At 63.5% G+C, this 25,820-nt stretch carries 25 protein-coding genes and 2 rRNA genes; 13 read left to right on the top strand and 14 right to left on the bottom strand.

Annotated features, from left to right (window positions below; translation table 11 throughout):
- Both VA602_RS08060 and rrf read left to right on the top strand, forming a co-directional pair.
- Positions 1-106: ribosomal RNA gene (locus VA602_RS08060) — 23S ribosomal RNA — on the top strand; the annotation flags it as partial.
- Positions 107-239: 133 nt separating this feature from the next.
- Positions 240-355, top strand: a 5S ribosomal RNA gene (gene rrf / locus VA602_RS08055).
- A gap of 94 nt (positions 356-449) precedes the next feature.
- On the opposite strand, the gene VA602_RS08050 is transcribed toward rrf, so the two are convergent.
- Complete coding sequence (locus VA602_RS08050) at positions 450-1,313, bottom strand: universal stress protein (protein WP_054895320.1); 864 nt, start codon at positions 1,311-1,313, stop codon at positions 450-452.
- 152 nt (positions 1,314-1,465) lie between these two features.
- Between VA602_RS08050 and miaE the strand changes: the two genes are divergently transcribed.
- Positions 1,466-2,083 (top strand): tRNA-(ms[2]io[6]A)-hydroxylase, encoded by a 618-nt coding sequence (miaE, locus tag VA602_RS08045; protein WP_323452949.1) that lies wholly within the window; start codon positions 1,466-1,468, stop codon positions 2,081-2,083.
- A 30-nt stretch (positions 2,084-2,113) separates the two neighbouring features.
- Here the strand turns inward: miaE and VA602_RS08040 are convergent, their stop codons facing one another.
- Complete coding sequence (locus VA602_RS08040) at positions 2,114-2,434, bottom strand: DUF883 family protein (RefSeq protein WP_054895322.1); 321 nt, start codon at positions 2,432-2,434, stop codon at positions 2,114-2,116.
- A gap of 127 nt (positions 2,435-2,561) precedes the next feature.
- On the opposite strand from VA602_RS08040, the gene VA602_RS08035 reads away from it, so the two are divergent.
- Positions 2,562-2,825, top strand: coding sequence for a hypothetical protein (locus tag VA602_RS08035; protein WP_054895323.1), 264 nt, complete (start codon positions 2,562-2,564; stop codon positions 2,823-2,825).
- Positions 2,826-2,828: 3 nt separating this feature from the next.
- Here VA602_RS08035 and VA602_RS08030 read toward each other — a convergent pair whose 3' ends face one another.
- Positions 2,829-3,317 (bottom strand): LEA type 2 family protein, encoded by a 489-nt coding sequence (locus tag VA602_RS08030; RefSeq protein ID WP_054895324.1) that lies wholly within the window; start codon positions 3,315-3,317, stop codon positions 2,829-2,831.
- A gap of 201 nt (positions 3,318-3,518) precedes the next feature.
- Here VA602_RS08030 and VA602_RS08025 point away from each other — a divergent pair, with 201 nt between their 5' ends.
- The 4 genes from VA602_RS08025 to VA602_RS08010 are packed head-to-tail and all read left to right on the top strand — an operon-like array spanning position 3,519 to position 6,761.
- Positions 3,519-3,839 (top strand): hypothetical protein, encoded by a 321-nt coding sequence (locus VA602_RS08025; protein ID WP_151926147.1) that lies wholly within the window; start codon positions 3,519-3,521, stop codon positions 3,837-3,839.
- 25 nt (positions 3,840-3,864) lie between these two features.
- On the top strand, positions 3,865-5,013 hold the full coding sequence (locus VA602_RS08020; RefSeq protein ID WP_323452948.1) for a PQQ-dependent sugar dehydrogenase: 1,149 nt from the start codon (positions 3,865-3,867) through the stop codon (positions 5,011-5,013).
- Between the two features lie 27 nt (positions 5,014-5,040).
- Complete coding sequence (zapE, locus tag VA602_RS08015) at positions 5,041-6,168, top strand: cell division protein ZapE (RefSeq protein ID WP_407682501.1); 1,128 nt, start codon at positions 5,041-5,043, stop codon at positions 6,166-6,168.
- Between the two features lie 11 nt (positions 6,169-6,179).
- On the top strand, positions 6,180-6,761 hold the full coding sequence (locus VA602_RS08010; protein ID WP_323452947.1) for a DinB family protein: 582 nt from the start codon (positions 6,180-6,182) through the stop codon (positions 6,759-6,761).
- Between the two features lie 78 nt (positions 6,762-6,839).
- Here the strand turns inward: VA602_RS08010 and VA602_RS08005 are convergent, their stop codons facing one another.
- The 6 genes from VA602_RS08005 to trhP all read right to left on the bottom strand — a co-directional run bounded on the left by VA602_RS08005 (position 6,840) and on the right by trhP (position 12,801).
- A complete protein-coding gene (locus VA602_RS08005) occupies positions 6,840-7,838 on the bottom strand; it encodes an alpha/beta fold hydrolase (protein WP_323452946.1) in 999 nt (332 codons plus the stop codon).
- A 75-nt stretch (positions 7,839-7,913) separates the two neighbouring features.
- Positions 7,914-8,351 (bottom strand): YqaA family protein, encoded by a 438-nt coding sequence (locus VA602_RS08000; protein ID WP_323452945.1) that lies wholly within the window; start codon positions 8,349-8,351, stop codon positions 7,914-7,916.
- Complete coding sequence (locus VA602_RS07995) at positions 8,351-8,779, bottom strand: DUF411 domain-containing protein (protein ID WP_323452944.1); 429 nt, start codon at positions 8,777-8,779, stop codon at positions 8,351-8,353. The genes VA602_RS08000 and VA602_RS07995 overlap by 1 nt, the downstream gene beginning before the upstream one ends.
- A 12-nt stretch (positions 8,780-8,791) precedes the next feature.
- The gene (locus VA602_RS07990; protein WP_323452943.1) at positions 8,792-9,598 is read right to left on the bottom strand and encodes a copper resistance protein B; all 807 of its coding nucleotides are present in this window, start codon (positions 9,596-9,598) and stop codon (positions 8,792-8,794) included.
- On the bottom strand, positions 9,591-11,318 hold the full coding sequence (locus VA602_RS07985; protein ID WP_323452942.1) for a copper resistance system multicopper oxidase: 1,728 nt from the start codon (positions 11,316-11,318) through the stop codon (positions 9,591-9,593). The genes VA602_RS07990 and VA602_RS07985 overlap by 8 nt, the downstream gene beginning before the upstream one ends.
- Before the next feature lie 148 nt (positions 11,319-11,466).
- A complete protein-coding gene (gene trhP / locus VA602_RS07980) occupies positions 11,467-12,801 on the bottom strand; it encodes a prephenate-dependent tRNA uridine(34) hydroxylase TrhP (RefSeq protein WP_407682500.1) in 1,335 nt (444 codons plus the stop codon).
- A gap of 132 nt (positions 12,802-12,933) precedes the next feature.
- Here trhP and VA602_RS07975 point away from each other — a divergent pair, with 132 nt between their 5' ends.
- Positions 12,934-13,998 carry an AI-2E family transporter gene (locus tag VA602_RS07975; RefSeq protein ID WP_065861779.1) on the top strand — a complete coding sequence of 355 codons (1,065 nt, stop codon included), beginning with the start codon at positions 12,934-12,936 and terminating at the stop codon, positions 13,996-13,998.
- Positions 13,999-14,072: 74 nt separating this feature from the next.
- Here VA602_RS07975 and VA602_RS07970 read toward each other — a convergent pair whose 3' ends face one another.
- Positions 14,073-16,121 carry a TonB-dependent receptor family protein gene (locus VA602_RS07970; RefSeq protein WP_323452941.1) on the bottom strand — a complete coding sequence of 683 codons (2,049 nt, stop codon included), beginning with the start codon at positions 16,119-16,121 and terminating at the stop codon, positions 14,073-14,075.
- A gap of 133 nt (positions 16,122-16,254) precedes the next feature.
- On the opposite strand from VA602_RS07970, the gene VA602_RS07965 reads away from it, so the two are divergent.
- Positions 16,255-16,875, top strand: coding sequence for a TetR/AcrR family transcriptional regulator (locus VA602_RS07965; protein ID WP_054895334.1), 621 nt, complete (start codon positions 16,255-16,257; stop codon positions 16,873-16,875).
- A 69-nt stretch (positions 16,876-16,944) separates the two neighbouring features.
- On the opposite strand, the gene preA is transcribed toward VA602_RS07965, so the two are convergent.
- The 3 genes from preA to hydA all read right to left on the bottom strand — a co-directional run bounded on the left by preA (position 16,945) and on the right by hydA (position 21,158).
- Positions 16,945-18,219: an NAD-dependent dihydropyrimidine dehydrogenase subunit PreA gene (gene preA / locus VA602_RS07960; protein ID WP_323452940.1), complete on the bottom strand. Its 1,275-nt coding sequence runs from the start codon at positions 18,217-18,219 to the stop codon at positions 16,945-16,947.
- A complete protein-coding gene (locus VA602_RS07955) occupies positions 18,220-19,587 on the bottom strand; it encodes an NAD(P)-dependent oxidoreductase (RefSeq protein WP_323452939.1) in 1,368 nt (455 codons plus the stop codon).
- 131 nt (positions 19,588-19,718) lie between these two features.
- A complete protein-coding gene (gene hydA / locus VA602_RS07950; protein WP_323452938.1) occupies positions 19,719-21,158 on the bottom strand; it encodes a dihydropyrimidinase in 1,440 nt (479 codons plus the stop codon).
- 618 nt (positions 21,159-21,776) lie between these two features.
- Here hydA and VA602_RS07945 point away from each other — a divergent pair.
- Both VA602_RS07945 and VA602_RS07940 read left to right on the top strand, forming a co-directional pair.
- Entirely contained in the window at positions 21,777-23,267 is a 1,491-nt protein-coding gene (locus VA602_RS07945; RefSeq protein WP_323452937.1) for an NCS1 family nucleobase:cation symporter-1, read from the top strand.
- Positions 23,268-23,326: 59 nt separating this feature from the next.
- Positions 23,327-24,610 (top strand): Zn-dependent hydrolase, encoded by a 1,284-nt coding sequence (locus VA602_RS07940; protein ID WP_323452936.1) that lies wholly within the window; start codon positions 23,327-23,329, stop codon positions 24,608-24,610.
- Positions 24,611-24,741: 131 nt separating this feature from the next.
- On the opposite strand, the gene sodC is transcribed toward VA602_RS07940, so the two are convergent.
- Positions 24,742-25,260, bottom strand: a complete 519-nt coding sequence (sodC, locus tag VA602_RS07935; RefSeq protein WP_323452935.1) for a superoxide dismutase [Cu-Zn] SodC — start codon at positions 25,258-25,260, stop codon at positions 24,742-24,744.
- 314 nt (positions 25,261-25,574) lie between these two features.
- On the opposite strand from sodC, the gene VA602_RS07930 reads away from it, so the two are divergent.
- On the top strand, positions 25,575-25,820 hold the full coding sequence (locus VA602_RS07930; RefSeq protein WP_323452934.1) for a hypothetical protein: 246 nt from the start codon (positions 25,575-25,577) through the stop codon (positions 25,818-25,820).

The raw sequence follows: 25,820 nt of genomic DNA, 5'->3' as shown, positions 1-25,820 counted from the left end.
GAATCCCCTGAAGGGCCGTCGAAGACTACGACGTTGATAGGTTGGGTGTGTAAGCGCTGTGAGGCGTTGAGCTAACCAATACTAATTGCCCGTGAGGCTTGACCATATAACACCCAAGCAATTTGCCTTGCAGATTGTGGTGGTGAAGACGAAACGAACCGAAAGTTCGAAGCGACTCACAAAGATCACATATCCGAATTAGCTGGCGTGTCTGCAAAGGCGCACTGGCAACCGAATTTCTTGACGACCATAGAGCATTGGAACCACCTGATCCCATCCCGAACTCAGCAGTGAAACGATGCATCGCCGATGGTAGTGTGGGGTTTCCCCATGTGAGAGTAGGTCATCGTCAAGATTCATTTCGCAAAACCCCTATCTGCGCGAGCAGGTAGGGGTTTTGTCTTTCTGGCCGTCCAAAACAGCGACTGAAAAACCGATCTGTATCGCAATCAACCGCGCGCCAACTCGGCCAGATGCGTCGTGGCCTCCTCGCTCTTGAGCACCAGTACATCCCCCTCGAGTGAATCAAGCACCACCTCGGCGGTGTTGCCGATCAAGGCGCCAGATATCCCCGTGCGCGCAACGGTACCGACGATGGTGACCACCGCATCTATCTGTTTCTCGGTATAGGGAATCAGTACATCGGCAGGCCCCTCGGCGACATGCAGGCGATCTTCGCTGATATCGAACTCCGCCTGGAATGCCGAGCACGCTTCGCGGTAGCGTTTTTCGATGGTTTCGCTGAGCTGATACACCGGGTCGGACGCCGACAGCATAGGCGAGGGGTGAGCGCTGATCACATGCAGCTCGCCTTTGGCCAGGCTGGCGATCGCATAGCCATGGTCGATGATACTGGCATGTAGCCGCCGATGATCCCCGTCCTGATTCCCCACATCCACCGCTGCGAGGATCTTGCCGCCGGTCCAAGGCCGTTCGCTTTTGACCATCAGCACGGCGCAGGGGCATTGGCGCAACAGTTTCCAGTCGCTGGGTGTGAGCAGCGCCTTGCGCAGCGGATTGTCCGGACGATGCTCCTTGATCACCAGTTCGCACCCTTCGGCTTGCTGCACACTGATAATCGACTCATGCAGCGTGTCATGCCAGGCTTGCTCATGGGTGACATTGTCGTAGCCATCATCATGCAGTTGGCTACTGAGCAGGCTGAGCAGGGCGCTATGGTCCTGCTTCTTGTCGCACATCAGCAGATGCAGGCGTGCGCCGGTCACCCCGGCGATCAGCTTGGCCCGGGTCAAGGCCCGGCTGTGGGCGTGCTCGGGGTCGAGTACGACGAGGATGCTGCGAACGGCTTGCATGGACATGACTCCGTTGGGATATGAAGGCCAATGCCTGACTATAGTCGGCGGTCTGTGTCGCGCCGTTTGACGTGTATCAAGCATAGTCGCTGGCGATCGGCATCGCCCTCGGTATAATCCGCGCTCCTGCGATGCTACCCAGCTGTGAGCTTATGTCCCTGACCCCTGAAATCGACGCCTTCCTTGGCTGCCCTACGCCTGACGCCTGGATCGAAGCGGCGCTCGCCGACCAGGAAACCCTGCTGATCGACCACAAGAACTGCGAGTTCAAGGCCGCCAGCACCGCGCTCAGCCTGATCGCCAAGTACAACACCCATCTGGACTTGATCAACATGATGTCGCGCCTGGCCCGAGAGGAGCTGGTGCACCATGAACAGGTTCTGCGCCTGATGAAGCGTCGTGGCGTCCCCCTGCGGCCTGTTTCGGCAGGACGATATGCCTCGGGCTTGCGCCGCGTCGTGCGTGCTCACGAGCCGGTCAAGCTGGTCGATACCCTGGTCGTCGGCGCTTTTATCGAGGCGCGCAGCTGTGAGCGTTTCGCAGCGCTGGTGCCACACCTGGATGAGGAACTTGGCACCTTCTACCACGGCCTGCTCAAGAGCGAGGCACGTCATTACCAGGGCTACCTGAAACTGGCGCACCACTATGGTGAAGAAGCGGATATCGCGCGGGTGGTGAAGAAGGTGAGGGAAGTGGAGGCCGAGCTGATCAGCTCGCCAGATATGGAGATGCGCTTTCACAGCGGCATCCCGATGGCCCAGCCCGCCTGAGGGCGAGCGGGCCTGCGGAGGGGAGTCAGCTCACTGACGACGGCCGAGCAGCAAGCCGACCACCAGCCCGAAACCTGCGGAAATCGCGACGGTCTGCCACGGATGACCACCAATGTACTCCTGCGTGGCATCTACCACCGGCTGTGCCTTCTGCCCCAGACGACTGGTGGCCTGGCGTGCCTGACGCAGCTTCAGGCCAAGCTGGGCGCGCAAGGTGTCGGCTTCTTCGCCCACCAGTGAGGCGCTGTCGTCGAGAAGCTTTTCGGACTCCTCGATCAAGGCCTGCAGCTCACTGAATACCTGGTCCTTGATCTGATCGCTGTCGACTGTTGCGGTGGATTTCCTGGCCATGAACACGTCCTCGTAGATGGATTGACTTGTACAGTGGATAACGGCGTGCGTCGAAAGTTGCACCGGCATACCAGCGCCTCGCCGCTAGGTGTAAGATAGCGCTCATTTTCAAGCGGCAGGAAAGACCATGAGTTTCAATCTGGCCAACAGAGATTTCGCCGAACGCGCGCAGATCGAGGCGGAAAAAGCCCGACTGTTTCAGCTTTGGCAAAGCAACCTCGGCAAGGCCAAGGGTGAAGCAGCCCGAATGATCGCCGAGAAACCCCGACGCAAGGGCAAGTGGGCCGAATGGGTCCGTGCCGAGCTGGAGGGTATGTCGCCTCCGGAGTTCGCCGACATGGTTCGCAGCGAAGTCAACAAGATGATGGCGGCAGCCAGCGCCAACCGCTGATCCTCACCAGCCTGCCCCCCCAGGCTGCGGCAGATCGAGCTTGCCTTTATCGGTGAAGCGCACCGTACCCAGCGGTCCGCCGGCCAGCTTCCCACGCAGCACATAGGGCAATCCCTGTAGCGATTGGGTTTGGCTCAGGCCATACGCCTGGCGCAAGAACGAAAACGCGGTGATGCTCACCGGGACCACGATCACCGCCTCGTCATAACGGCCGATATGCCCGCGCTGGTCGCTGACACCTGCCGCCAACGGTTGATCGTTCACTTCCAGATTCAGTGCAATACCGTTGAAGTCCACCGGCGTCTCGTTGGGGTTCTGCACGCGTATCTTCACTGCCATGCGCAACTCCAGGTCCTGCCCGGGCAGGGGTTCGATACCGATGACATTGATGTTCAGCGGATCGCGGTTTTGCAGCAGTGCGCAGGCATTGAGAGCGAGGGCCAGCAGCAGGGCCAGGCACAGTCGGGCTGAGTTACGCAAGCAGGCGGTCATGTCAGGAGACCTTGGCTGTAGAGGGCCCTTGAGTGTGGCAAATACATTCCATCGGTGAAACCCTCGCTGTCGCTCCGAGCGCTTCCGGCCTGAAGGAAACATCACGAATCAACTCCATTGGTTTTCATGCTTTTGTCGCGAACCTGAAGCGCCTTAGGCTATCCAACGCTTGGGCGCGACTTTTCGTACCGGAGATGAAGGATGAAACCTACACTGCCTTTCCTCGCCATCAGCCTGCTGCTGTGCCTTCCAGCACACGCGGCCCCCGTGCAGATGCCCTTGCTTGCCGCCAGCGACCGCAATAACCCCTACAACAGTCCGATTCAGCGCGCCAACCCCAACAGCCGCCAAGGCAGTGTGCCGGCGACGCCGCCGGTGCGCGGTCCCTCGACCCAACCCATTGTGCGGCCACCGACGCTGGACAACCGCGGCATCGGCAACGGTGACAACCTGCGCCGTCAGCAACAGACCCCGAACCTGGAACCCACTCGGCCACCGCGCGATTCACAACGTGCGCCCTGAGCCTCTTGATTGGAAGGATCCCCGCATGACGTCACGTATCTGGATGACCACCCTGGCTGCAGCCGCGCTGTTCCCGTTATTGGCGCAGGCTGCCGGCGACAGGCAGTTTCCGAGCGAAGAAGGGCAGTTGACCGTCAGTACCGTTGCCGATGGCCTGGTCAACCCGTGGGCTTTGGCATTCCTGCCGGGGGGCAAGGATATGCTCGTCACCGAGCGCTCAGGCAACCTGCGCATCGTCGGGGCCGAAGGCAAGGTCGGGCCGCCGCTGTCAGGGGTGCCCAAGGTCTGGGCGCAAGGGCAGGGCGGTCTGCTGGATGTGGTGCTTTCGCCGGAGTTCACCCAGGATCGCACGGTCTACCTGTCGTATGCCGAGGAGGGCGCGGACGGCAAGGCAGGCACGGCGGTCGGACGTGGCCAGCTGTCGCAGGACCGCGCGCGCCTGGAAAACTTCACCGTGATCTTCCGCCAGCAACCCAAGCTGTCTGACGGTAACCACTTTGGTTCGCGACTGGTGTTCGACCGCGAGGGGTATCTGTTCATTGCCTTGGGCGAGAACAACCAGCGCCCCACCGCCCAGGATCTGGACAAGTTGCAGGGCAAGCTGGTCCGCATCCTGCCCGATGGCGAGGTGCCCAAGGACAACCCCTTCGTCGGCCAGAAAAATGTGCGTCCGGAAATCTGGTCGTACGGCCACCGCAACCAGCAGGGCGCGGCGCTCAACCCTTGGACAGGCAAGCTCTGGACCCACGAGCATGGCCCACGCGGCGGCGATGAGATCAACATTCCCCAGGCCGGCAAGAACTACGGTTGGCCGATTGCGACCCATGGCATCAACTACTCGCTGCTGCCGATCCCCGAGACCAAGGGCAAGCATGTCGAGGGTATGGAGGATCCGCACCATGTGTGGGAGAAGTCTCCAGGTATCAGTGGCATGGCCTTCTACGACAGCCCGACCTTCAAGGCCTGGGATCACAACCTGTTCGTCGGTGCGTTGGCCACCCAGGAGTTGATTCGCCTGCAGCTCGACGGTGACAAGATCGTCCACGAAGAGCGCCTGTTGGGAGAACTCAATGCGCGTATTCGCGATGTGCGGGTGGGGCCGGACGGTTACCTGTACGTGCTGACCGACGCCAAGGACGGGGCGCTGCTGAAGGTGGGCCTGAGCGAGGGTTGATGGCGAATCCGGGAAACCCCCATTACCATGGCGTTTTGCCTGCGACCCATCGCCATGACGCCCTACGCCCTTTATCAGCAAGCCATCGAGCAGCAAGGCTTTGCCGCCGACCCTGCACAGGCTGAGGCCGTTGCCGCCCTGCAGCATTGCTTCGAGGTGCTGGAGCAGGGGCGCAGCGGCCAGGGCGTCTACCTGTGGGGCCCGGTCGGACGTGGCAAGACTTGGTTGATGGATCAATTCCAGCAGTGCCTTGCGGTTCCTTCCCGGCGACAGCATTTTCATCACTTCATGGCCTGGGTGCACCAGCGCCTGTTTTTGCTGAGTGGCACTGCCGACCCACTGCATGCGTTGGCCCAAGAGCTGGCCAGGGATATCCGCGTACTGTGCTTCGATGAGCTGTTTGTCAGCGATATCGGCGACGCGATCATCCTGGGGCGCCTGTTTCAGGTGCTGTTCGACCAGGGCGTGGTCATCGTCGCTACGTCCAACCAGCCGCCCGACCAGTTGTATCTCGACGGATTCAATCGGGAGCGCTTCTTGCCGGCCATCGCCGCGATCCAGCGGCACATGCAGATCGTTTCCGTGGCCGGTGAACAGGACCACCGCCTGCACCCCGGCGAACAACGCCAGCGCTACTGGATTGCCGAGGCGGGCAAGCCCGGCGCAATGGTCGAGGTATTCCGGCAACTGAGCGCGGATGACCCCGGCACCGACCAACCGTTGCAGGTCGGTTCGCGGCAGATCCAGGTGATTCGCCGCAGCGAGCAGGTGATCTGGTGCCGCTTCGCCGACCTGTGCGAGCAACCGCTGGCGGCGACTGAGTTCATGGCCCTGTGTGACCGCTATACGGCCATCCTGCTGGAGGGGCTGCCAGCACTGGGCGGGGTGCAACGTGCCGGGCGCATCGCCCGCGGAACCGAGGACGGCGCCCGGCGTGTAGTGGCTGGTGATCGCCAGTTACCGGCGCTGTCGCGCCGCGATGACAGTGTGCGGCGCTTCATCGCGTTGGTCGACGAATGCTACGACCGTCGGGTCGCCTTGTACCTGGAAGCGGAGGTTGCGCTCGAAGCGCTCTACACTCAAGGGTATCTGGCGTTCCCGTTCAGGCGGACCCTGAGCCGGCTGCGGGAGATGCAACTGCAACGCTTCGCCTGAAGGAGCCGACCATGGAGCTGCTGTCGCACCATCTGCTGACCCAGGCCTACAACAATGGCTGGGCCAACCATCGCCTGTACAAGGCATGCCTGCAACTGAATCACGACGAGTTCGTCGCCCCCCGTTGCAGCTTCTTTCCCTCGATCAAGGCCACGCTCAATCACCTGCTGACGGTGGACTGGTTCTACCTCAATGCCCTGGAGTGCGAGCAGCGCGGTGAAGCTCCCGAGGCGGATGGCGAGCGCTTCTTCGAGCCTGAACAGCCGTTTGCTACCTGCACCGACCTGCACGCCCAGCAGGCCCAGGCCGACCACCGCCTGATCGCGTATTGCAGACTGTTGCGTGACGACCAGTTGCGGCGCTATGTGAGTATCGTGCGGCCTGACCGGGTCCAGCGCGAGCAGCGCCTGCGCCTGCTTGCGCACCTGTTCGAACACCAGATCCATCACCGCGGGCAGGTGCATGCGATGCTCAGCGACACCTCGGTGCGCCCGCCGCAGCTGGACGAATTCTTCTGCGAGGAGGAAGCGCCCCTGCGTGCGGATGATTTTGCCGAACTGGGGTGGAGCGAAGAGCAGGTCTGGCGGGCGTGACAGCTTTGCCCGCGCCGTCTGTTCAGGAGCGGCTTTGTGGCCGTAGAAGGCCGCTCCCAGCTTGCCGCAAGGCGAGCGCTACTGCTGCAACCAGTTGATCAAGGCTTTGTGGAACGCTTCAGGTTCCTCGATCTGTGGGGCATGTCCCATGCCCGCGAAGGTGACCAGTTGCCCCTGGGGAATCAGCTTGGCCACCTGCGGTCCGAGCTCTGCGTATTTGCCCAGGCGGGCCTTGACCTCTGGCGGGGCGATGTCGCTGCCGATGGCGGTAGTATCCTTGTCGCCGATCAGCAACAGCGTCGGCATCTTCAAGTCCTTGAACTCGTAGACCACAGGCTGGGTGAAGATCATGTCGTAGATCAGCGCCGAGTTCCATGCCACCGCCTCGTGCCCTGGCCCTTTGTTCAAGCCCACCAGCATCTGTACCCATCGCTCGTATTCCGGTTTCCAGCGCCCGGCGTAGTAGGTGTTGCGCTCGTAGTTGCGCACGCCTTCGGCATCGAGCTTGAGTTCACGCTGATACCATTGATCGACACTGCGATACGGCACGCCCAAGGCTTTCCAGTCTTCCAGGCCGATCGGATTGACCATGGCCAGTCGCTCCACCTGCTGCGGGTACATCAGCGCATAGCGGGTGGCGAGCATGCCACCGGTGGAGTGGCCCAGCACAGTGACCTTGTCGATGCCAAGCTGTTGAAGCAGTGCATGGGTGTTGTCGGCCAGTTGCTGGAAGCTGTACTGGTAGTGCTCCGGCTTGCTCGAGGTGCAGAAGCCGATCTGGTCCGGGGCGATGACCCGATAGCCGGCCTTGCTCAGGGCATCGATGGTGGTTTCCCAGGTGGCGGCGCAGAAGTTCTTGCCATGCATCAGCACCACGCTGCGACCATTGGCCTTGCCCTGCGCAGGGACATCCATGTAGCCCATCTGCAGGGCTTGGCCCTGGGAGGTGAGAGCGAAGTGCTTGAGTGGGTGAGGGTAGGTGAAACCTTCGAGCTGTTTGCCGTAGGTGGGCGACTCGGCGGCGATGGCCGAGCTGCCGACGAGGCAGGCCAGGGCCAGGGCGGTTGCGCGCAGCATCGGGGTACTCCGTGTAGGTTCAAGTAGAAAAAGGCGACTGTAGCAGTCAGTTGACCCTCGGAACCGTGAAAGGTGTTACCCGTTGTGAAACCAGCCCAGGGTGATCATCGCGACCACCAGGTAACGCCCGGCCTTGGCCAGGGTGACCAGTAGCAGGAAGCGCCAGAATGGTTCGCGCATGATGCCTGCGATCAGGGTCAGTGGATCGCCGATCACGGGCATCCAGCTCAGCAACAGCGACCACTGCCCCCAGCGTTGGTAGCGTCGTTGCGCACTTTGCAGCTGGCTGGCGCTGAACGGAAACCAGCGTTTTTCGCGAAAGCGCTCGATCGCTCGGCCCAGCAGCCAGTTGACCAGCGAGCCGAGCACGTTGCCCAGGGTCGCTACCAGCAACAGCGTGAGCCAGGCGTCGGGGTTGCGCAGGAGCAAGCCGACCAGCACCGCCTCGGACTGCAGCGGCAGCAAGGTGGCCGCGCCAAAGGCGCTGAGAAACAGCGCCCAGAGACTGAGCATCAGTATTCGGCGACCACAGTGTCCTGGCCGTCCTGAGTCAGGCCGATGACCTGATAGGCATCCTTGTGGTCACCCATTTCCATGCCAGGTGAGCCCATGGGCATACCCGGCACGGCCAGCCCCTTGAGATCGCTGCGTTTGGCCAGCAGGCGCACCTGTTCGGCGGGCACATGCCCCTCGACGAACTTGCCGTCGATCACGCCGGTGTGGCAAGACGCCAGGCGTGGTGCGACGCCCAGGTGCTGCTTGACCGCGCTCATGTTCGGCTCGACATGGTCGTTGACCGTGAAACCGTTGTCGCGCAGATGGCTGATCCACTGTTTGCAGCAGCCGCAGTTGGGGTCGCGGTAAACATCGATGACGTCGGCGGCCTGGGCCAGGCCACTGATGGCCAGCACTCCAAAGGCCATCAGGTGTTTGCGTAGCATGGTCGAACTCCTTCAAAAACGCAGGCGCACACCTGCGACCAGACGGGTCTGCGCAGGGTCGTCGCCGTCTTCACGGGCCTGGTCGGCGCGCGTGCCGTGCAAGCGGTTGAAACTGACGCCGACATAGGGCGCGAAGCTGCGGGTGATTTCATAGCGCAGGCGCAGGCCTACTTCGCTTTCGGCCAGCCCCGAACCTTGTTCGCGCCCGGCGTCGTTACGGCCGAAGAAGTTGGCTTCGATGTTCGGTTCGAGGATCCAGCGATTGGTCAGCAGCATAGCGTAACTGGCCTCAAGGCGCAGCGCGGTCTGCTGTCGCTCGCCGGCATAGGCGGTGGCTTCGAACTCCAGCCCATACAGCGGCGTACCTTGGATGCCGAACGCTGCCCAGGCCTGGCCGCTGGCAGGTTTGAAGTCCTGACGTATACCACCGACCAGCTCCCACCAGGGGCTGATGGCATGGCCCCATAGCGCCTGCAGTTCGGCCTTGTGGGTGATGCCATGTTCACGTTCGCCTTCGCTGCGCAGCCACAGGCGATCGATGTCGCCGCCGATCCATGCGGTGGCATTCCAGTTCAGCACGCCGCTGTTGTCGAAGTGCTGGTATTCGAGTTGATCGACGATCACCGCGCCGTTCAGCGCATCGTCATGTACCTGGTGGCCCGGCAAAAGGGGGAAGGCGGCGCGGCGGTCGGCATCGGTGATGACCGGCAACGCCGTGCTGGGTTGGGTCGGGTTCTGCTGTGCGCGCGCCTCTTCGCTGGCCAGTAGCACCAGCAGTGTGATGCTGGTCAGGATCCAGCGGCTGTTGAGCTCATTCATCGACCCGTACCTCGCGGAACATGCCGGTCTCCATGTGGTAGAGCAGGTGGCAGTGGTAGGCCCAGCGGCCCAGGGCGTCGGCACTGACCCGGTAGCTGCGGCGAGTTCCGGGCGGGATATCGAGGGTGTGCTTGCGCACCATGAAGTTGCCCTGTTCATCCTCCAGGTCGCTCCACATGCCATGCAGGTGAATGGGGTGGGCCATCATGGTGTCGTTGACCAGGGTGATGCGCACCCGCTCGCCATAGGTAAGGCGCAGCGGCTGGGCGTCGCTGAACTTCACGCCGTCAAATGACCAGGCAAAGCGCTCCATGTGGCCGGTCAGGTGCAGTTCGATATCGCGTGAAGGCGGGCGGCCGTCGGGGTCTTCGAAACGGCTGCGCAGGTCGGCGTAGGTCAGCACCCGGCGGCCGTTGCCGCGCAGGCCGATACCGGGGTCGCCCAGGTTTGGGCGGGGCGCCATGGTCTGCATGTCGACCAGCGGGTTGTCAGTCTCGCTGGCCGGGTGTGGCTGCATGGCGGCCATTGCCGCGTGATCCATGCCGGCCATGCTGGCGTGATCCATGCCTGGCATGTCTGCCATTGCGGTGCCGCCCATGCCGCCATGCCCCATGTCGTTCAAGGTCAACCGGGGGCGTGGGTCCGTTGCAGGGACGGGCGCCTGCTGGCCGTGAGCATGTGCCAGGGTGCCACGGGCAAAGCCGGTGCGGTCCATGCTCTGGGCGAACAGGGTGTAGGCTGGCGCATCGCCCGGCTCGACCAGTACGTCGAAGGTTTCGGCCACGGCGATGCGCAGTTCGTCGACCGTCACCGGAACCACAGGTAGGCCGTCTGCGGCGATCACCGTGAGTTTCAGGCCGGGGATGCGGAAGTCGAAGTAGGTCATGGCCGAGGCGTTGATCAGGCGCAGGCGTACCGTCTCGCCGGGGCGGAACAGGCAGGTGAAGTTGCCGTCCGGCGGCTGGCCGTTGAGCAGGTAGCTGTAGGTGGCCGCGCTGATGTCGGCAAGGTCGGTGGGGCTCATGCGCATGCCGGCCCACATCAGGCGCTCGTCGACGGTCTTGCGCCAGCCGTCGCGAGCGACATCCTCGATGAAGTCACCCACGGTGAGCTTGTGGTAGTTGAAGGCGTCGGACTGCTTCTTGAGCGTCGCCAGCAGTGCTTCGGGGGCCTGATCGCTCCAGTCGCTGAACAGCAGCACATGGTCGCGCTGGTAGGCGTGTGGCTCGGCCTCGCGCGGTTCGATGACGATTGCCCCATAGACCCCCGCCTGCTCTTGCAGCCCGGAATGGCTGTGGTACCAGTAGGTGCCACTCTGGCGCAGGGTGAAGTGGTAAAGGTAGTCGCCGCCAGGTTCGATGCCGGCGAAGCTCAGGCCCGGAACACCGTCCATGTTGGCGGGCAGGATGATGCCGTGCCAGTGGATCGAGGTGGGTTCGGCCAGGCGGTTGCGTACGCGCAAGGTTACGCTGTCACCTTCGCGCCAGCGCAGCAGCGGGCCGGGCAAACTGCCGTTGACGGTGAGGGCAGTGCGGGGGCGGCCGGTGATGTTGACGGCGGTCTGGCCCACGTACAGTTCGAAGTCCTGACCCTGCAGCGGTTGGCCTGGGCGATGGCCTTCGGCGGCGCTGGCCAGTGGGCGCCAGAGGCCCAGGCCGGCCACTGCGGTGGCGGCGCCGAGGCCTTTGACGAAGGTGCGACGGGAGGGGCTGTGGGGCATAAACGGCCTCAGGCAGGGCTTGGGTAGAGGCCTTGTCGCGATCGGGCGCGCCTTTCGTAGCCCTGGGCTTGCCTGCGAACGGCCTTGGAATAGCCCGATGATCCACCACCGTTCCTGTCAGCCAGCTGAGGCTGTCATTACAGCGTTGTCAGCCCAGGGCCTCCTGCACAGGCAGGTCGCGCATCAGCAGCCCGAATTCGAGCGATACCTGCTCCGGAATCGGCAGGTACACCAGGTGCCCGTCGCCTGGAGCCACCTCGATGGCCTGGCCTTGGCGATCACCCAGCCGGGCGAGCTCGAAGTGGTAGTTGCCGCGAGGGGTCATCAGTTCGAGGGTGTCGCCCAGTGCGAAGCGGTTCTTCACCTTCACCTCGGCCAGCCCGTCGATACGCAGCCCCGTCAGTTCGCCAACGAACTGTTGGCGCTCCGAGACCGAGTTGCCGCGCTGGTAGTTCTGGTACTCGTCGTGCACATGGCGGCGCAGGAAGCCTTCGGTGTAGCCGCGCTGGGCCAGGGACTCGAGGTTGTCCATCAGGCTGCGATCGAAGGGCCGACCGGCGACGGCGTCGTCGATCGCCTGGCGGTAGGACTGCACGGCACGGGCGCAGTAGAAGTGCGACTTGGTCCGTCCTTCGATCTTCAGCGAGTGCACGCCCATCCGGGTCAGGCGCTCGACGTGCTGTACCGCGCGCAGATCCTTGGCGTTCATGATGTAGGTGCCGTGTTCGTCCTCGAACGCCGGCATCTCTTCGCCAGGGCGGTTGCCCTCCTGCAACAGGAACACCTGTTCGGTGGGCGCGCCAATGCCCAGGGTCGGTTCGCACTCACGGACGATGTCGCCGGTGGCGTTTTCCCCTGCCGGGGTCGCCTGGTACTTCCAGCGACAGGCATTGGTGCAGCTGCCCTGGTTGGCGTCGCGCTTGTTCAGGTAGCCCGACAACAGGCAGCGCCCGGAATAGGCCATGCACAGTGCGCCATGGACGAAGACCTCCAGTTCCATGTCAGGTACTTGCTGGCGGATTTCCCCAATCTCTTCCAGCGACAGCTCGCGCGACAGAATCACCCGGCTCAGGCCCAGCTGTTGCCAGAACTGCACGCTGGCCCAGTTCACTGTGTTGGCCTGCACCGACAGGTGCACGGGCATCTGTGGGAAATGCTGGCGCACCAGCATGATCAGCCCGGGGTCGGACATGATCAACGCATCGGGTGCCATCTCGATCACGGGCGCGAGGTCTTTGAGGAAGGTCTTGAGCTTGGCGTTGTGCGGCGCGATGTTGACCACCGCGTAGAAGCGCTTGCCCAGGGCGTGCGCTTCCTGGATGCCCAGGGCCAGGTTGGCGTGGTCGAATTCGTTGTTGCGCACCCGCAAGCTGTAGCGCGGCTGGCCGGCGTAGACCGCATCGGCGCCATAGGCGAAGGCGTAGCGCAGGGTCTTCAACGAGCCGGCGGGGGCCAGCAGTTCGGGCTTGGCAAGAGGGTTCATGGGGGCACCGGGGCAAAAGGTGCGGATGCTACGACCGGGCCCGGAACGCGGTATTGACCTGGATCAAGCGCGGCTGATGGCACTTTTGCCTCTACGCTGTGCACTAAGGTCCAGGACAATCGAGGAAAGCCCATGAATCAAACTGCTCTACAGAACAGAGCCCTGGCCGTATTGCTGGCGCTGGTCACCATCGCATTCTTCTGGATACTGCTGCCGTACTACGGCGCGATCTTCTGGGCCGTGATCCTGGGCATCCTGTTCGCACCGCTGCAGCGCAACCTGCTGCTGCGCTTCAACCGTCGGCGCAACCTGGCGGCCGGGGCGACCCTGGCGGTCTGCCTGTTGATCGCGGTCCTGCCGGTGATCGTCATCAGCGCCCTGCTGGTGCAGGAGGGCGCCACGCTGTACCAGCGTATCGAGAGCGGCCAACTGGATATCGCCGGCTACATCGAGCGCGGCAAGGACATGCTGCCGCACTTTGCCCAGAACGGCCTGGACCGCATGGGCATGGGCAATCTCGATGGCCTGCGCGACAAGATCACCAAGTGGGCGACACAGGGTAGCCAGTTCCTTGCCAGCCAGGCTTTCAGTTTTGGCCAGGGCACCTTCGACTTCCTGGTGAGCTTCGGCATCATGCTCTACCTGCTGTACTTCTTCCTGCGTGAAGGCCCGGAGCTGGCGCGCAAGGTCCGTCAGGCCGTGCCGCTGCCCGAGCAGCAGAAGCGCCGCTTGCAGCTGAAGTTCAACCGTGTGGTGCGGGCCACGGTGAAGGGCAACCTGTTGGTGGCGATCACCCAGGGGGCGCTGGGCGGCTTGATCTTCTGGGTGCTGGATATTCCCAGTGCGCTGGTGTGGGCGGTGCTGATGGCGTTCTTGTCGCTGTTGCCTGCGGTGGGGGCCGGGATCGTCTGGGGGCCGGTTGCGGTGTATTTCCTGCTGACCGGCGCGATGTGGCAGGGCATCGTGCTGACGGCGTTCGGCGTGCTGGTGATCGGGCTGGTGGACAACCTGCTGCGCCCGATCCTGGTGGGCAAGGATACGCGCATGCCCGACTACCTGATCCTGGTGTCGACCCTGGGCGGGCTGGCGGTGTTCGGCCTCAACGGCTTCGTGATCGGGCCGTTGATCGCCGCGTTGTTCATCTCCAGCTGGACGATCTTCACCGAGACCACACCGCAGGTGCAGTTGCCGTCCTGACTCGATCTACCCAAGGGCAGGAGCAGCGTAATGCTGCTCCTGCGGTGTGCATGTTCAATTGCCCCGGCTAATCGCTAGCGGAAGCTGTACGAAACCCCCGCATACATTCCGAACCCTTCTCCCGGCGTCGAGCGCGCAGCATCCAGCCCGGCGTCGTCGTACCCTGGTGTCACCGTCGCGGCGTAGCGCTTGTTGGTCAGGTTGCGCAGGTCGAGCCAGGTCTGCCAGTCGCGCTTGGGCGAATCCCAGCCCAGACGCGCGCCCAGCAGGGCGTAGGCATCGGCGTGATAGCTGTTGGCGTAGTCCACCTGCACCTTGGAGGCCAGTTGCGTGTTCACCCCGGCGTAAAAACCGCTCGGCCAGTCGTAACGTAGCTCGGCCTGGTAGTAATGCATGGGGATGCCCGGCAAGCGGTTGTCGCCGAAGCGGTCATCGTCGCGGTAATGGAAGTCGCTGAAGGTATAGGCCTGGCGCAGCGACAGCTTGCCACTGCCCGGCTGCTCCCACAGCGTGCTGTCCAGGCCGGCTTCGATGCCCTGATGCACGGTGGCGCTGGCGTTGAACTCCTTGAACGGCTGGCCCGGCACGATTTCCACTGCCAGCAGCTCGTGACGCACCTGCGAGTAGTACCAGGCCAGGTCCCAGCGCCCCAGCACCGAGTCGCCGCGGGCCCCCAGCTCCAGGGTGGTGGCCGTCTGGTTCTGCATCTCGATCGGTTGCGTTGCAACGGTCGAACTCCAGATCAACGACCAGGGGTGCGGTGGTTCGACGGAGCGACTGAGGTTGCCGTAGACCTGGGTCTGCGGATCGATGTCGTAGCGCAGGCCCAGGCGTGGTGCGTAGTCCCAGTCGTGCTGGCTGACCTTGCCGCCGTTGGCGGGGAAGGTGACAGCACTTTCGCGGCGGGTGTAGATCATGGCAAGGCCCGTGGTCAGCCACAGGTTGGGGACCAGCTCCAGATCGTTGCCCAGGTGCAGCACGGTGTCCGAGCCCTGGTAGCTGAAGTCGCGGCTGCGCGGGCCGAACACATCGCCATTGCGGGCGAACTGCGAGGCGCCGCTGTTGGGCAGGTGCTTGGTGGTGCGCCAGCCAACGGTGGTCTTGCTCTCGTGGCCGAACAGGGTGTCGCGACGCATATAGTTGAGCGTGCCGCTGACATCGGTGTAGGCCACCTTCAGGCGCATCGGGCCTTCGCGCAGGTCCATCGGGTAGTCGTGGTAGACCAGCCCGGCCTCCAGGCGTGAGTCGTCGTCGAGGAAGAAGGTGGTCTTGTTGCCCACCCAGGTGCTGCCGGGCTGGGGACGGCTGTCATCGCGGGCGAGGTAGGCTGGGTTGGCGGCGCGCGGGTGGTGCTTGATCTGCTCCTTGGTCAGGCGCCCGGCCAGATCGTTCTCGGTTTCCCGGTAGCGCAGGTAGAAGCGCGTTTCCAGATTCGGGTTGAAGCGATAGCCGACATTGGCGGCGATGCCCTTGGCACTGCCGCTGCTGTGTCGCTGGTAGCCGTCGTACTCTGCGTCGGTCAGCGCCACGTAGTAGTCGAGGTTGCCCAGCACCTGGCCAGAGCTGATGTGCCGGCGCTGGTAGCCGTGGCTGCCGACCTCATAGCGCAGTTGCAGGGGGGCGGCGTCATGGCCGGTGTGGGTCACGTAATTGATTGCACCGCCCAGAGCCAGGGCGCCCTGGTCGAAGCCGTTGGCGCCGCGCAGTACCTCGGCGCGGCTCAGCCACAAGGGTTCGAACAGCTCGTAGGGCGTTCCGCCGGGGCCGGTCAGCGGCAAGCCGTCGAACATCGTGTAGACCCCCGAGCCATGGGCGCCAGGCGCGCGGTTGATACCCGAGCCCCGGATCGACAGCTTGATCCCGTCGTTGCCCGCCGATTGGGCGAACACGCCCGGTTGGTAGGCCAGCACATCCTGGTTGCTGGCCACGCGTCCCTGGCCGACGGTTTCCATATCCACCAGGTTGCTGGCGCCAGGGATCTCGCGCAATCGTTCGGCGGCGGCCTCCTGCTCGGATTGCTGGCGGTCCTGGATCAGCACCTGTTCGAGCTCGATGCGCTCGGCGGCATGGGTGGCGGTGCTGACCAACAGGGCCAGTAACGAAAGTGGAAGGGTCGGACGCATGGGCAGGGGTTCCAGAGCGGGTGCGCAGTTGTGACGCTACAACTGTCAGACGAAGCACAGTGGTCGATCTGCAGAGCGCAGTCCTGGCGCCTGCGTGTTAGCCTTGAAAGGTTCCAGCCGCTTCGGACGCCCTATGGCCAACCACAAGATCGAGATCCGCCGTCGCAATATCGAGAAGATCCTCCAGGCAGCCGAGCAGGTGTTCGCCGAACAGGGCTACGGCGTCACCTCCATGGGCGACATCGCCGAGCGTGCGCAGTTGCCGCGTTCCAACCTGCATTACTACTTCAGTACCAAGGACGAACTCTACCGCGCGGTACTGCAGGACCTGCTGGACGTCTGGAAGCAGGATGCCCTCTGTTTCGAGCGCTTCGACGACCCGCGCGTCGTGCTGACCAGCTATATCCGCGCCAAGATGGGGCACTCGCGCTCGCGGCCGCTGGGCTCGAAGGTCTGGGCCGAGGAAATCCTCCATGGCGCGCCGCTGCTGGGCGGCAGCCTGGACGATTCGCTGGTGCCTTGGGCGCAGTTGAAGGAAGCCAAGATCCGGCGGTGGGTGGAGGAGGGGCGCATCCTCCCGGTCGAGCCGTCGGCGCTGCTCTACATGATCTGGGCTTCGACCCAGCATTACGCCGATTTCGGTTATCAGGTGGCTTTGCTCAATGATGGGCAGCCGCTGTCGGACATGGCGTTCGAGCGGGCGGTGCAGACGGTGACCAGCGTGATTCTGCGGGGCATCGGGCTGGAGCCTTGAGCCTGCCGGGGTGCATGACAACCCCGGCGAGGGATCTTGCAGGGTTCAAAATCTGAAGGCCAGCCCAGGTCAGCTCGCTTCACGGTAGGGGTTGCGCGGATCCTGGGTCCAGTTCAGGTACGGTTTGCCGGTCTCCTGCGCCACCATGTCGATGCAGCTTTCAACCGGGCAGGTGATCTGGCACAGGTTGCAACCCACGCATTCGGCCTCGATCACGCTGTAGACGTGCGTCCCATCGGCCTGCAGGGTGTTGGCGATGGCCTGGTGCGAGGTGTCTTCGCAGGCGATGTGGCAGCGTCCGCAGCCGATGCAGGCATCCTGGTCGATATGCGCCACCGACTTGTAGTTGATGTCCAGGTACTTCCAGTCGGTGGTGTGCGCCACGGCCTGGCCGCGGAAGGCTTCCAGGGTGCGGTGTCCGTGCTGGTCCATCCAGCGCGCCAGGCCATCTTTCATGTCTTCGACGATGCGAAAACCGTGCAACATCGCCGCCGTGCACACCTGCACCGCGCCGCTACCCAGTGCGATGAATTCCGCGGCATCGCGCCAGTTGCCGATACCACCGATGCCACAGATCGGCAGGCCACGGGTTTCAGGATCGCGCGCGATCTCGGCGACCATGTTCAGCGCGATCGGTTTGACCGCCGAGCCGCAGTAACCGCCGTGGGTGCTCTGGTCACCGACGATGGGGTGGGCGACCATGCGGTCCAGGTCGACACTGGTGATCGAGTTGATGGTGTTGATTAGCGACACGGCATCGGCGCCGCCTCGATGTGCGGCGCGGGCCGATTGGCGGATGTCGGTGATGTTGGGCGTGAGCTTGACGATCACCGGCAGTGAGCAATACGTCTTGCACCAGCGGGTGACCATTTCCACGTATTCCGGCACCTGGCCGACCGCCGCGCCCATGCCGCGCTCGGGCATGCCGTGGGGGCAGCCGAAGTTCAGCTCGATGCCATCGGCGCCGGTGGCTTCGACCAGCGGCAGGATGAACTTCCACGACTCCTCGACGCACGGCACCATCAACGACACCACCAGCGCACGGTCGGGCCAATCCTTCTTCACCTGGGTGATTTCACGCAGGTTGATCTCCAGCGAGCGGTCGGTGATCAGCTCGATGTTGTTGATGCCCTGCACCTGGCGGTTGGCGCCGAAGTGCGCCGAGTAGCGCGACGACACGTTGACCGCCGCCGGGTCCTCGCCGAGGGTTTTCCAGACCACGCCACCCCAGCCCGCCTCGAAGGCGCGAACCACGTTGTAGGCTTTGTCGGTCGGTGGCGCGGACGCCAGCCAGAAAGGGTTGGGTGCCTTGATACCGGCGAATTCGATGGACAGATCGGCCATTTACGCTGCCTCCACATTGAGCATGAGTTGGGCATGGATGGCTTCGGCGGCCAGCTTGCCATGTTGCACGGCCTGGACGGTGAGGTCCTGGCCCAGGGCGGTGCAGTCGCCACCGGCATAGACGCCAGGCAAGCTGGTGCGCATCTGCTCGTCGACGCGGATGCGTTCGCCATCGCGCGCCAGTTGCGCCGCCACCGGATCCTTGAGCCCTGCGTCGTCGAAGCACTGACCGATGGCCTTGAAGATCGCGTCGGCGGGCAGCTCGAATGTGTCGCCGGTATCGGCCAGTTTTCCTTCGACCTGTTCGGTGCGGACGAAGCGCATCCCCTTCACCCGGCCCTGCTCATCCAGCAGCACCGCATCGGGCCGCGCCCAGGTATGCAGGCGTACCTGGTTGGCCTTGGCGATGTCCTGCTCGTGGCCGGTGGCGCCCATGTCGGCGGCGCCGCGGCGGTAGACGAGGTTGACCTCGCGCGCCCCCAGGCGGCTCATCTGCACCGCCATGTCGATGGCGGTATTGCCCGCGCCGATCACCAGGCAGCGGTCGGCCAGCGGCAGTTGGCTGAGGTCGTCGGCCTGGCGCAGTTCACGGATGTAGTCGGTGGCGGCCAGTACGCCAGGGGCCTCTTCGTCCGGCAGGCCGAGCTGGCGCACGGCATTCAGGCCAAGGCCCAGGAATACCGCGTCGTACAGGTCACGCAGCTCGCCGAGGGTGAGGTTGTCGCCCAGGCGTTGGCCATGGCGGAGCTCGATGCCGCCGATGCCGAGCAGGAAATCCACTTCACGCTGGGCGTAGTCGTCGACCAGCTTGTAGCGGGCGATGCCGTATTCGTTGAGGCCGCCAGCCTTTTCCAGCGCCTCGAAGACCACCACATCATGACCATGCAAGGCCAGGCGATGGGCACAGGACAGCCCGGCGGGGCCGGCACCGACCACTGCGATGCGCTTGCCGGTGCTGGGCGAGCGCTTGAAGGGGTGTTCGCTGAAACCAGCGTTGTCCAGGGCATAGCGTTGCAACTGGCCGATCAGCACCGGCGCGCACTCCTGGGCGTTGTTGCGTACGCAGGCTTGCTGGCAGAGGATTTCGGTCGGGCACACGCGGGCACAGCTACCACCGAGGATGTTCGCCGACAGGATCCGCTCGGCGGCGCCCTGCAGGTTTTCATCACTGATGCGGTGGATGAACGAAGGGATGTCGATTTCGCTCGGGCATGCATTCACACAGGGGGCGTCGTAGCAGTACAGGCAGCGCGCGCTTTCCACGGCGGCCTGGCGTGCGGTCAGGGGAGGGGCGAGGTCGGTGAAGGCGTCGGCGAGCTGCTCGGCGCTGGCCCTCGGGCGCGGCAAGTGGTTCAGGGTGTCGATCACGGTTGTAGCCTCTCTCTTTTTTATGGGTGCAGGCGGCGGTTACTCGCCCGTCCGTTCTGGGATGGCAGTCAACAGGTGTCTCTGGATTGTTATCGCCGGAGGCGTTGCGGCCCCCGGCCGTTATGGGCTGCTCAGCGGCTGACCGGGATCGGCCGCTGGTGCTCGGCCCGTCGCCCTAGGACCTCGTACACCGAGGGGTAGGCGGGCCTTTCCACATAGCGTCCCGCGCCCGGCTCGGCGCGCAGGTCGCCATCGGCCCAGAGCACTCGCCCCTGGCTGATGGTGTGGCTGGGAATGCCGCGCACCGTGCGACCTTCGAAGATGTTGAAGTCGACCTTCTGGTGATGGGTGCTGGCAGAAATCGTGCGTGTGCCCTGCGGATCCCAGAGCACCAGGTCGGCGTCGGCTCCGACACGGATCGCCCCCTTGCGCGGGAACAGGTTGAAGATCTTGGCCGTGTTGGTCGAGGTCAGCGCCACGAACTCGTGCATCGACAAGCGCCCGCTGTTCACGCCGGCGTCCCACAACACCGCCATGCGGTCCTCGATGCCGGCGGTGCCGTTGGGGATGCGGCTGAAATCATCACGGCCCATGGCTTTCTGCTCGGCGCAGAAGCAGCAATGGTCGGTGGCGGTGGTGTGCAGGCTGCCCGATTGCAAGCCGCGCCACAGGGCTTCCTGGTGTTCGCGCGGACGGAATGGCGGGCTCATCACATAGCCGGCGGCGGTGGACCAGTCGGGGTTGCGATAGACGCTGTCGTCGATCAGCAGGTGCCCCGGCAGTACCTCGCCATACACCGGCTGGCCCTTGGCCCGGGCGTAGGTGATCTCATCCAGTGCTTCCTTGCTGGAGATGTGCACCAGGTACAGCGGGGTGCCCAGCGTTTCGGCTATACGGATGGCGCGGCTGGCCGCCTCGCCCTCGACCTGCGCCGGACGCGACAGCGGATGGGCCTCGGGGCCGGTGATGCCCTGGGCCAGCAGTTTCTTCTGCAGGTGGTACACCAGCTCGCCGTTCTCCGCATGCACGGTGGGCACCGCGCCCAGTTGCAGGCAGCGCTCGAAGCTGGCGACCAGGGTGTCGTCGGCGGCCATGATCGCGTTCTTGTAGGCCATGAAGTGCTTGAAGCTGTTCACACCGTGATGGGCGACGAGCTCGCCCATCTCCTGGGCGACCTGCTCGCTCCACCAGGTGATTGCGACATGAAAACCATAGTCACTGGCCGACTTCTGCGCCCAGCCGCGCCAGGTGTGGAAGGCCTCCAGCAGGGACTGCTGCGGATTGGGGATGACGAAGTCGATGATGGAGGTGGTGCCGCCGGCCAGGCCTGCGGCGGTGCCGCTGAAGAAGTCCTCGCTGGCCACAGTGCCCATGAATGGCAACTGCATGTGGGTGTGCGGGTCGATGCCGCCTGGCATCAGGTACTGGCCGCTGCCGTCCAGGACCTGGCAACCGCTGGGCACTTCGAGGTCTTTGCCAATGGCGCGGATCAGGCCGTCGGCACACAGGACATCGGCGGGATAGCTTTCTTCGTGGGTGACCACGGTGGCGCCACGGATCAACAGGGACATACCGTCTTCCTCGCAGGCTGACCGGTCGTTTTGCCGGTTCTTGAAATTGTTTTGTGCCAGCGGTTGGAGGCTGCGTTGCAATCCTGTCAGCGCTGACAAGATTGGAATCTAGATGCTGATCAAGGATTGATCAAGAAAAAATTTTATGAGCTTATTACTTTTATAACTTACTGAAATATAAGTGTTTTCTGTATAAATCACCAAAATGGACAGGCTGCTCACCATTTTGACGCACTTGACAAGAAGCAGATTTGGTCAAGATTTTCCATGCGAAATCAGCCGTTTGAAACCTGGCTTGCCGGCGCGAACCACGCCACGCAAAAACCAGGCTGCACCAGATTGAAACCGAGTGCGCAGGCCAGGGCGGGCCGCCACCAGCAAGACGACAGGGCAAGGCATGACCGTACCTTTCCCTGGCGCTAATCAATGCCTTGCAAATCAGTGAATTACCTCCAGTCGGCGGTGGCCGGCAGGGTTGGCCCGGGCCAATCCGGCACGCAATTTGAGTGCGGCCACAACCGCCAGGCCGGACCGGAGGTGCAGTACTGGTGAGGTGTGTAACTCCGGCCATCGATTCAGCCGATGAGCGAATAACTAGAACAATCTGGAGAAGGCCCCATGCAACAGAGCAGATCGCAAGTGATCGAGCAGCACGGGCTGTACGAGCTGTCCGAAGGCACTGATGTCCTCGACAGCCCTCGCTACAACCACGACATCGCACCGACCAAGGTGCACCAGCGTACCTGGAACAAATGGCACATCACCGCCTTGTGGGTCGGCATGTCCATCTGCGTCCCTACCTACACCCTCGGCGGGGTCCTGACCGCCTACTTTGGGCTGAGCGTCGGCGAGGCGCTGCTGGCGATCTTGCTGGCCAACCTCATCGTGCTGATACCGCTGACCCTCAACGCCTTCCCCGGCACCCAGTACGGCATTCCCTTTCCGGTGCTGCTGCGCGCCTCGTTCGGCATTCTCGGCTCCAACGTGCCGTGCCTGATCCGCGCGGTGGTGGCTTGCGGCTGGTTCGGTATCCAGACGATGTTCGGCGGCCTTGCCATCCACCTGTTCCTGGGGTCGCTGTTCGACGGTTGGAAGAGCCTGGGCGGAACCGGCGAGGTGATCGGCTTCATGCTGTTCTGGCTGCTCAACCTGTGGGTGGTGCTGCGCGGCTCGGAGTCGATCAAATGGCTGGAGACCCTGTCGGCACCGCTGCTGGTGGCGGTGGGCGTAGGCCTGCTCTTCTGGGCGCTGCCGCACATGTCGATGAGCGAACTGCTGGCCCAGCCGCCCAAGCGCCCGGAGGGGGCCAGCGTGGTCGGCTATTTCTGCGCGGGGCTGACGGCAATGGTCGGGTTCTGGGCCACGCTGTCGTTGAATATTCCCGACTTCAGCCGCTACGCCAAAAGCCAGAAGGACCAGATCCTCGGCCAGATCTTTGGCCTGCCGCTGACCATGTTCCTGTTCGCTGCCCTGGGCGTGATCATGACCGCCGCCTCGGCATCGCTGGTGGGCGAAACGGTCTCGGACCCGGTGAGCCTGATCGGACGTATCCAGAGCCCCGGCTGGGTGGCGCTGGCCATGGCGCTGATCATCATCGCCACGCTGTCGACCAACACGGCGGCGAACATCGTCTCACCGACCAATGACTTCCAGAACATCGCCCCACGCCTGATCGGGCGCAGCCGCGCGGTGTGGTTGACCGGGTTCATCGGCCTGGCGCTGATGGGGCACGAATTGCTGAAAAAGCTTGGCTGGATCGTTTCCGACCTGAGCCTTGAGAGCGTGTATTCCAACTGGCTACTGGGTTATTCGAGCCTGCTCGGGCCGATTGCCGGGATCATGGTGGTGGACTACTTCCTGATCCGCCGCCAGCAACTGGACCTTGCCGGGTTGTACCGCGATGACGTGTACCCGGCCTGGAACTGGGTCGGGTTCCTGGCATTCGCGGTGCCGGTGGCGCTGACCGTGATGTCGATCGGCAACAGCAGCTTCAGTTGGTTCTACGACTACGGCTGGTTTACCGGTTCGCTGCTGGGGGCGGGGCTGTACTACGTCCTGGGCCGAGTCGCGGTGCGTGGAACGGCGCGCCTGGCCAAACCATCACCCTGAATCTGGCTGGCCGCTACAGCCGAATCACCAGAACAAGAAATCGCCTGAGGAGAGTCCCGATGAAACCGATCAAGGAAGTGCTGCACTCCACCGACCGCCATGTCGACAGCGCGCGCCTGTGGCAATCGCTGATGGACCTCGCGCGCCTGGGCGCCACGCCCAAGGGCGGGGTCTGCCGATTGGCGCTGACCGACCTGGACCGCCAGGCCCGCGACCTGTTCCGGCAGTGGTGCGAGGCCGCAGGTTGCAGTGTCAGCGTCGATGCGATCGGCAACATGTTCGCCCGGCGTCCCGGACGCAACCCCAAGCTGCCACCGGTGATGACCGGCAGCCACATCGACACGCAGCCCACTGGCGGCAAGTTCGATGGCTGCTTCGGGGTGATGGCCGGCCTGGAGGTGATCCGTACCCTGAATGACCTCGGCGTGGAAACCGAAGCGCCGCTTGAGGTGGTGGTGTGGACCAATGAGGAAGGCTCGCGTTTCCCGCCGTGCATGATGGGATCGGGGGTGTTCGCCGGCAAGTTCACCCTCGAAGAGACGCTGGCCAAGCGCGACGCCCAGGGGACCAGCGTCGGTGAGGCGCTGCAGGCCATCGGTTATGCCGGCCCGAGGGCCGTGCTGGGGCATCCGGTCGGGGCGTATTTCGAGGCGCATATCGAGCAGGGGCCGATTCTGGAGGATCAAGGCAAGACCATCGGCGTGGTGCTCGGCGCCCTCGGCCAGAAGTGGTTCGACCTGAGCCTGCGCGGCGTCGAGGCGCACGCCGGACCGACGCCGATGCACCTGCGCAAGGATGCCCTGGTCGGCGCGGCGGCCGTGGTCGAGGCCGTCAACCGCACCGCCCTAGGGCATCAGCCACATGCCTGCGGCACGGTCGGTTGCCTGCAGGCGTATCCGGGGTCGCGCAACGTGATTCCGGGTGAGGTACGCATGACCCTGGACTTCCGTCACCTTGAGGGAGATCGGCTCGATTCGATGATCGCCGAGGTGCGTGAAGTGATCGACAGCACGTGTGCCAAACACGGGCTGAGTTTCGAGCTGACGCCAACGGCGGATTTCCCGGCGCTGTATTTCGACCGCAACTGTGTCGATGCCGTGCGTGAGTCGGCCAAGAGCCTTGGCTTGGCGCACATGGATATCGTCAGCGGGGCAGGGCACGATGCTATCTTCCTGGCCGAGCTGGGCCCGGCAGGCATGATTTTCGTGCCGTGCGAGAACGGTATCAGCCACAACGAGATCGAGAACGCCACGCCCGAGGATCTGGCGGCGGGTTGTGCAGTGTTGCTGCGGGCGATGCTGGCAGCGTCGGAGGCCATTGCCCAAGGGCGATTGGCGGCCTGACTGTAAGCGGTGCCTGGCATCGGCTCAGCCGGTGTCAGGCACTGGACATGCCCCCTTGCCGACGTGACCGTGCTGGCCGAGCGTCAGGCGTTGCGCAAGCGCGGCGATTACTGACGCCCGACCTGCCTGGTTCAGATCACGCCGCAGGCCACGCGGTCGCCGCCACCGCCCAGGGGCATGGGCATGTCGGCGTGGTTGTCGCCACCGGCATGGATCATCAAGGCGTGGCCCTTGATTTCGGAAATCGTCTTCAGGCGCGGCGCCAGGACCGGATAGGTGGAGGTGCCGTCGGCGCTCACATAGAGTGCCGGCAGGTCGCCCAGATGGCCATCGCCATAGGGGCCCAGGTGCTTGCCGGTCTTGGCCGGGTCGAAGTGACCGCCCGCGGCCAGCGCCGCCACTGCCTTGCCATCTTTCATGCCTGGCGCACAGCTGCCGTTCTCATGCACGTGGAAACCATGCACGCCTGCGGGCAGGCTGTTCAGCTTGGGGGTGAAGATCAGCCCGTAGGCCGACTCGCTGATGCTGACCTGGCCGATGGGATGCGCTTTGCCATCGGCGCTGACCAGGTTGACCGGTACATCAAGGGTAGCGGCGTGGGCGCCGAGGGACAGGGTGCCCAGCAGGGCGAGCCAGAGGTGTCGTTTCATGTTTGCCTCTTCAATTCAATGATAGGAAAGCGGGGTGGCGGAAACCTGAAAGTTGTTCCGGCGGGGCAAGAATAGAAAGGGCTGAGCGCGAGAGTCCAACTAAAATTGGTAATTAAAAAAAACAGAAAAAGCTATGGAATAAACGGCGTGAGATAAGTGTTATGGGCGTTTTTATTGCCTGAAAGTATGAGCTCATGAAACAAGGACGATAAATAACAAGATGAGTTCCCTTCACTTGTAAAAATAATGGCTTCGGCGCACTGTATGAAAAATCAACAGACCGAAAGTTGCCGAGCAGTTTCCCAGGAGGGCGTATGCAAGTGCCTGGCAATGCGTACGAAGGTTCAGGTGCGCAGCAGGTCGAGGGCTTGGGGGTGTCATTGAGCAGCGTGCCAATCGTTTGCCTGGCGCGGGACAGCCGACTCATGACCTTGCCGATAGGCACCTCCAGGATGAACGTGGGCTGGCACAAGGTGAGCTACAAGCTACGCGCCAGCAGCGTGATCAACCCGTTCCGCCGCGACGCGCTGGAGCAGTTCCGTTGCCCGGCGCGGTTGTGA

The sequence above is a fragment of the Pseudomonas machongensis genome, from assembly GCF_034961125.1.
Classification (GTDB): Bacteria; Pseudomonadota; Gammaproteobacteria; order Pseudomonadales; family Pseudomonadaceae; genus Aquipseudomonas; species Aquipseudomonas machongensis.
The sequence above is the reverse complement of the archived record's forward strand: the minus strand, read 5'-3'. Positions and strand labels throughout refer to the sequence as shown.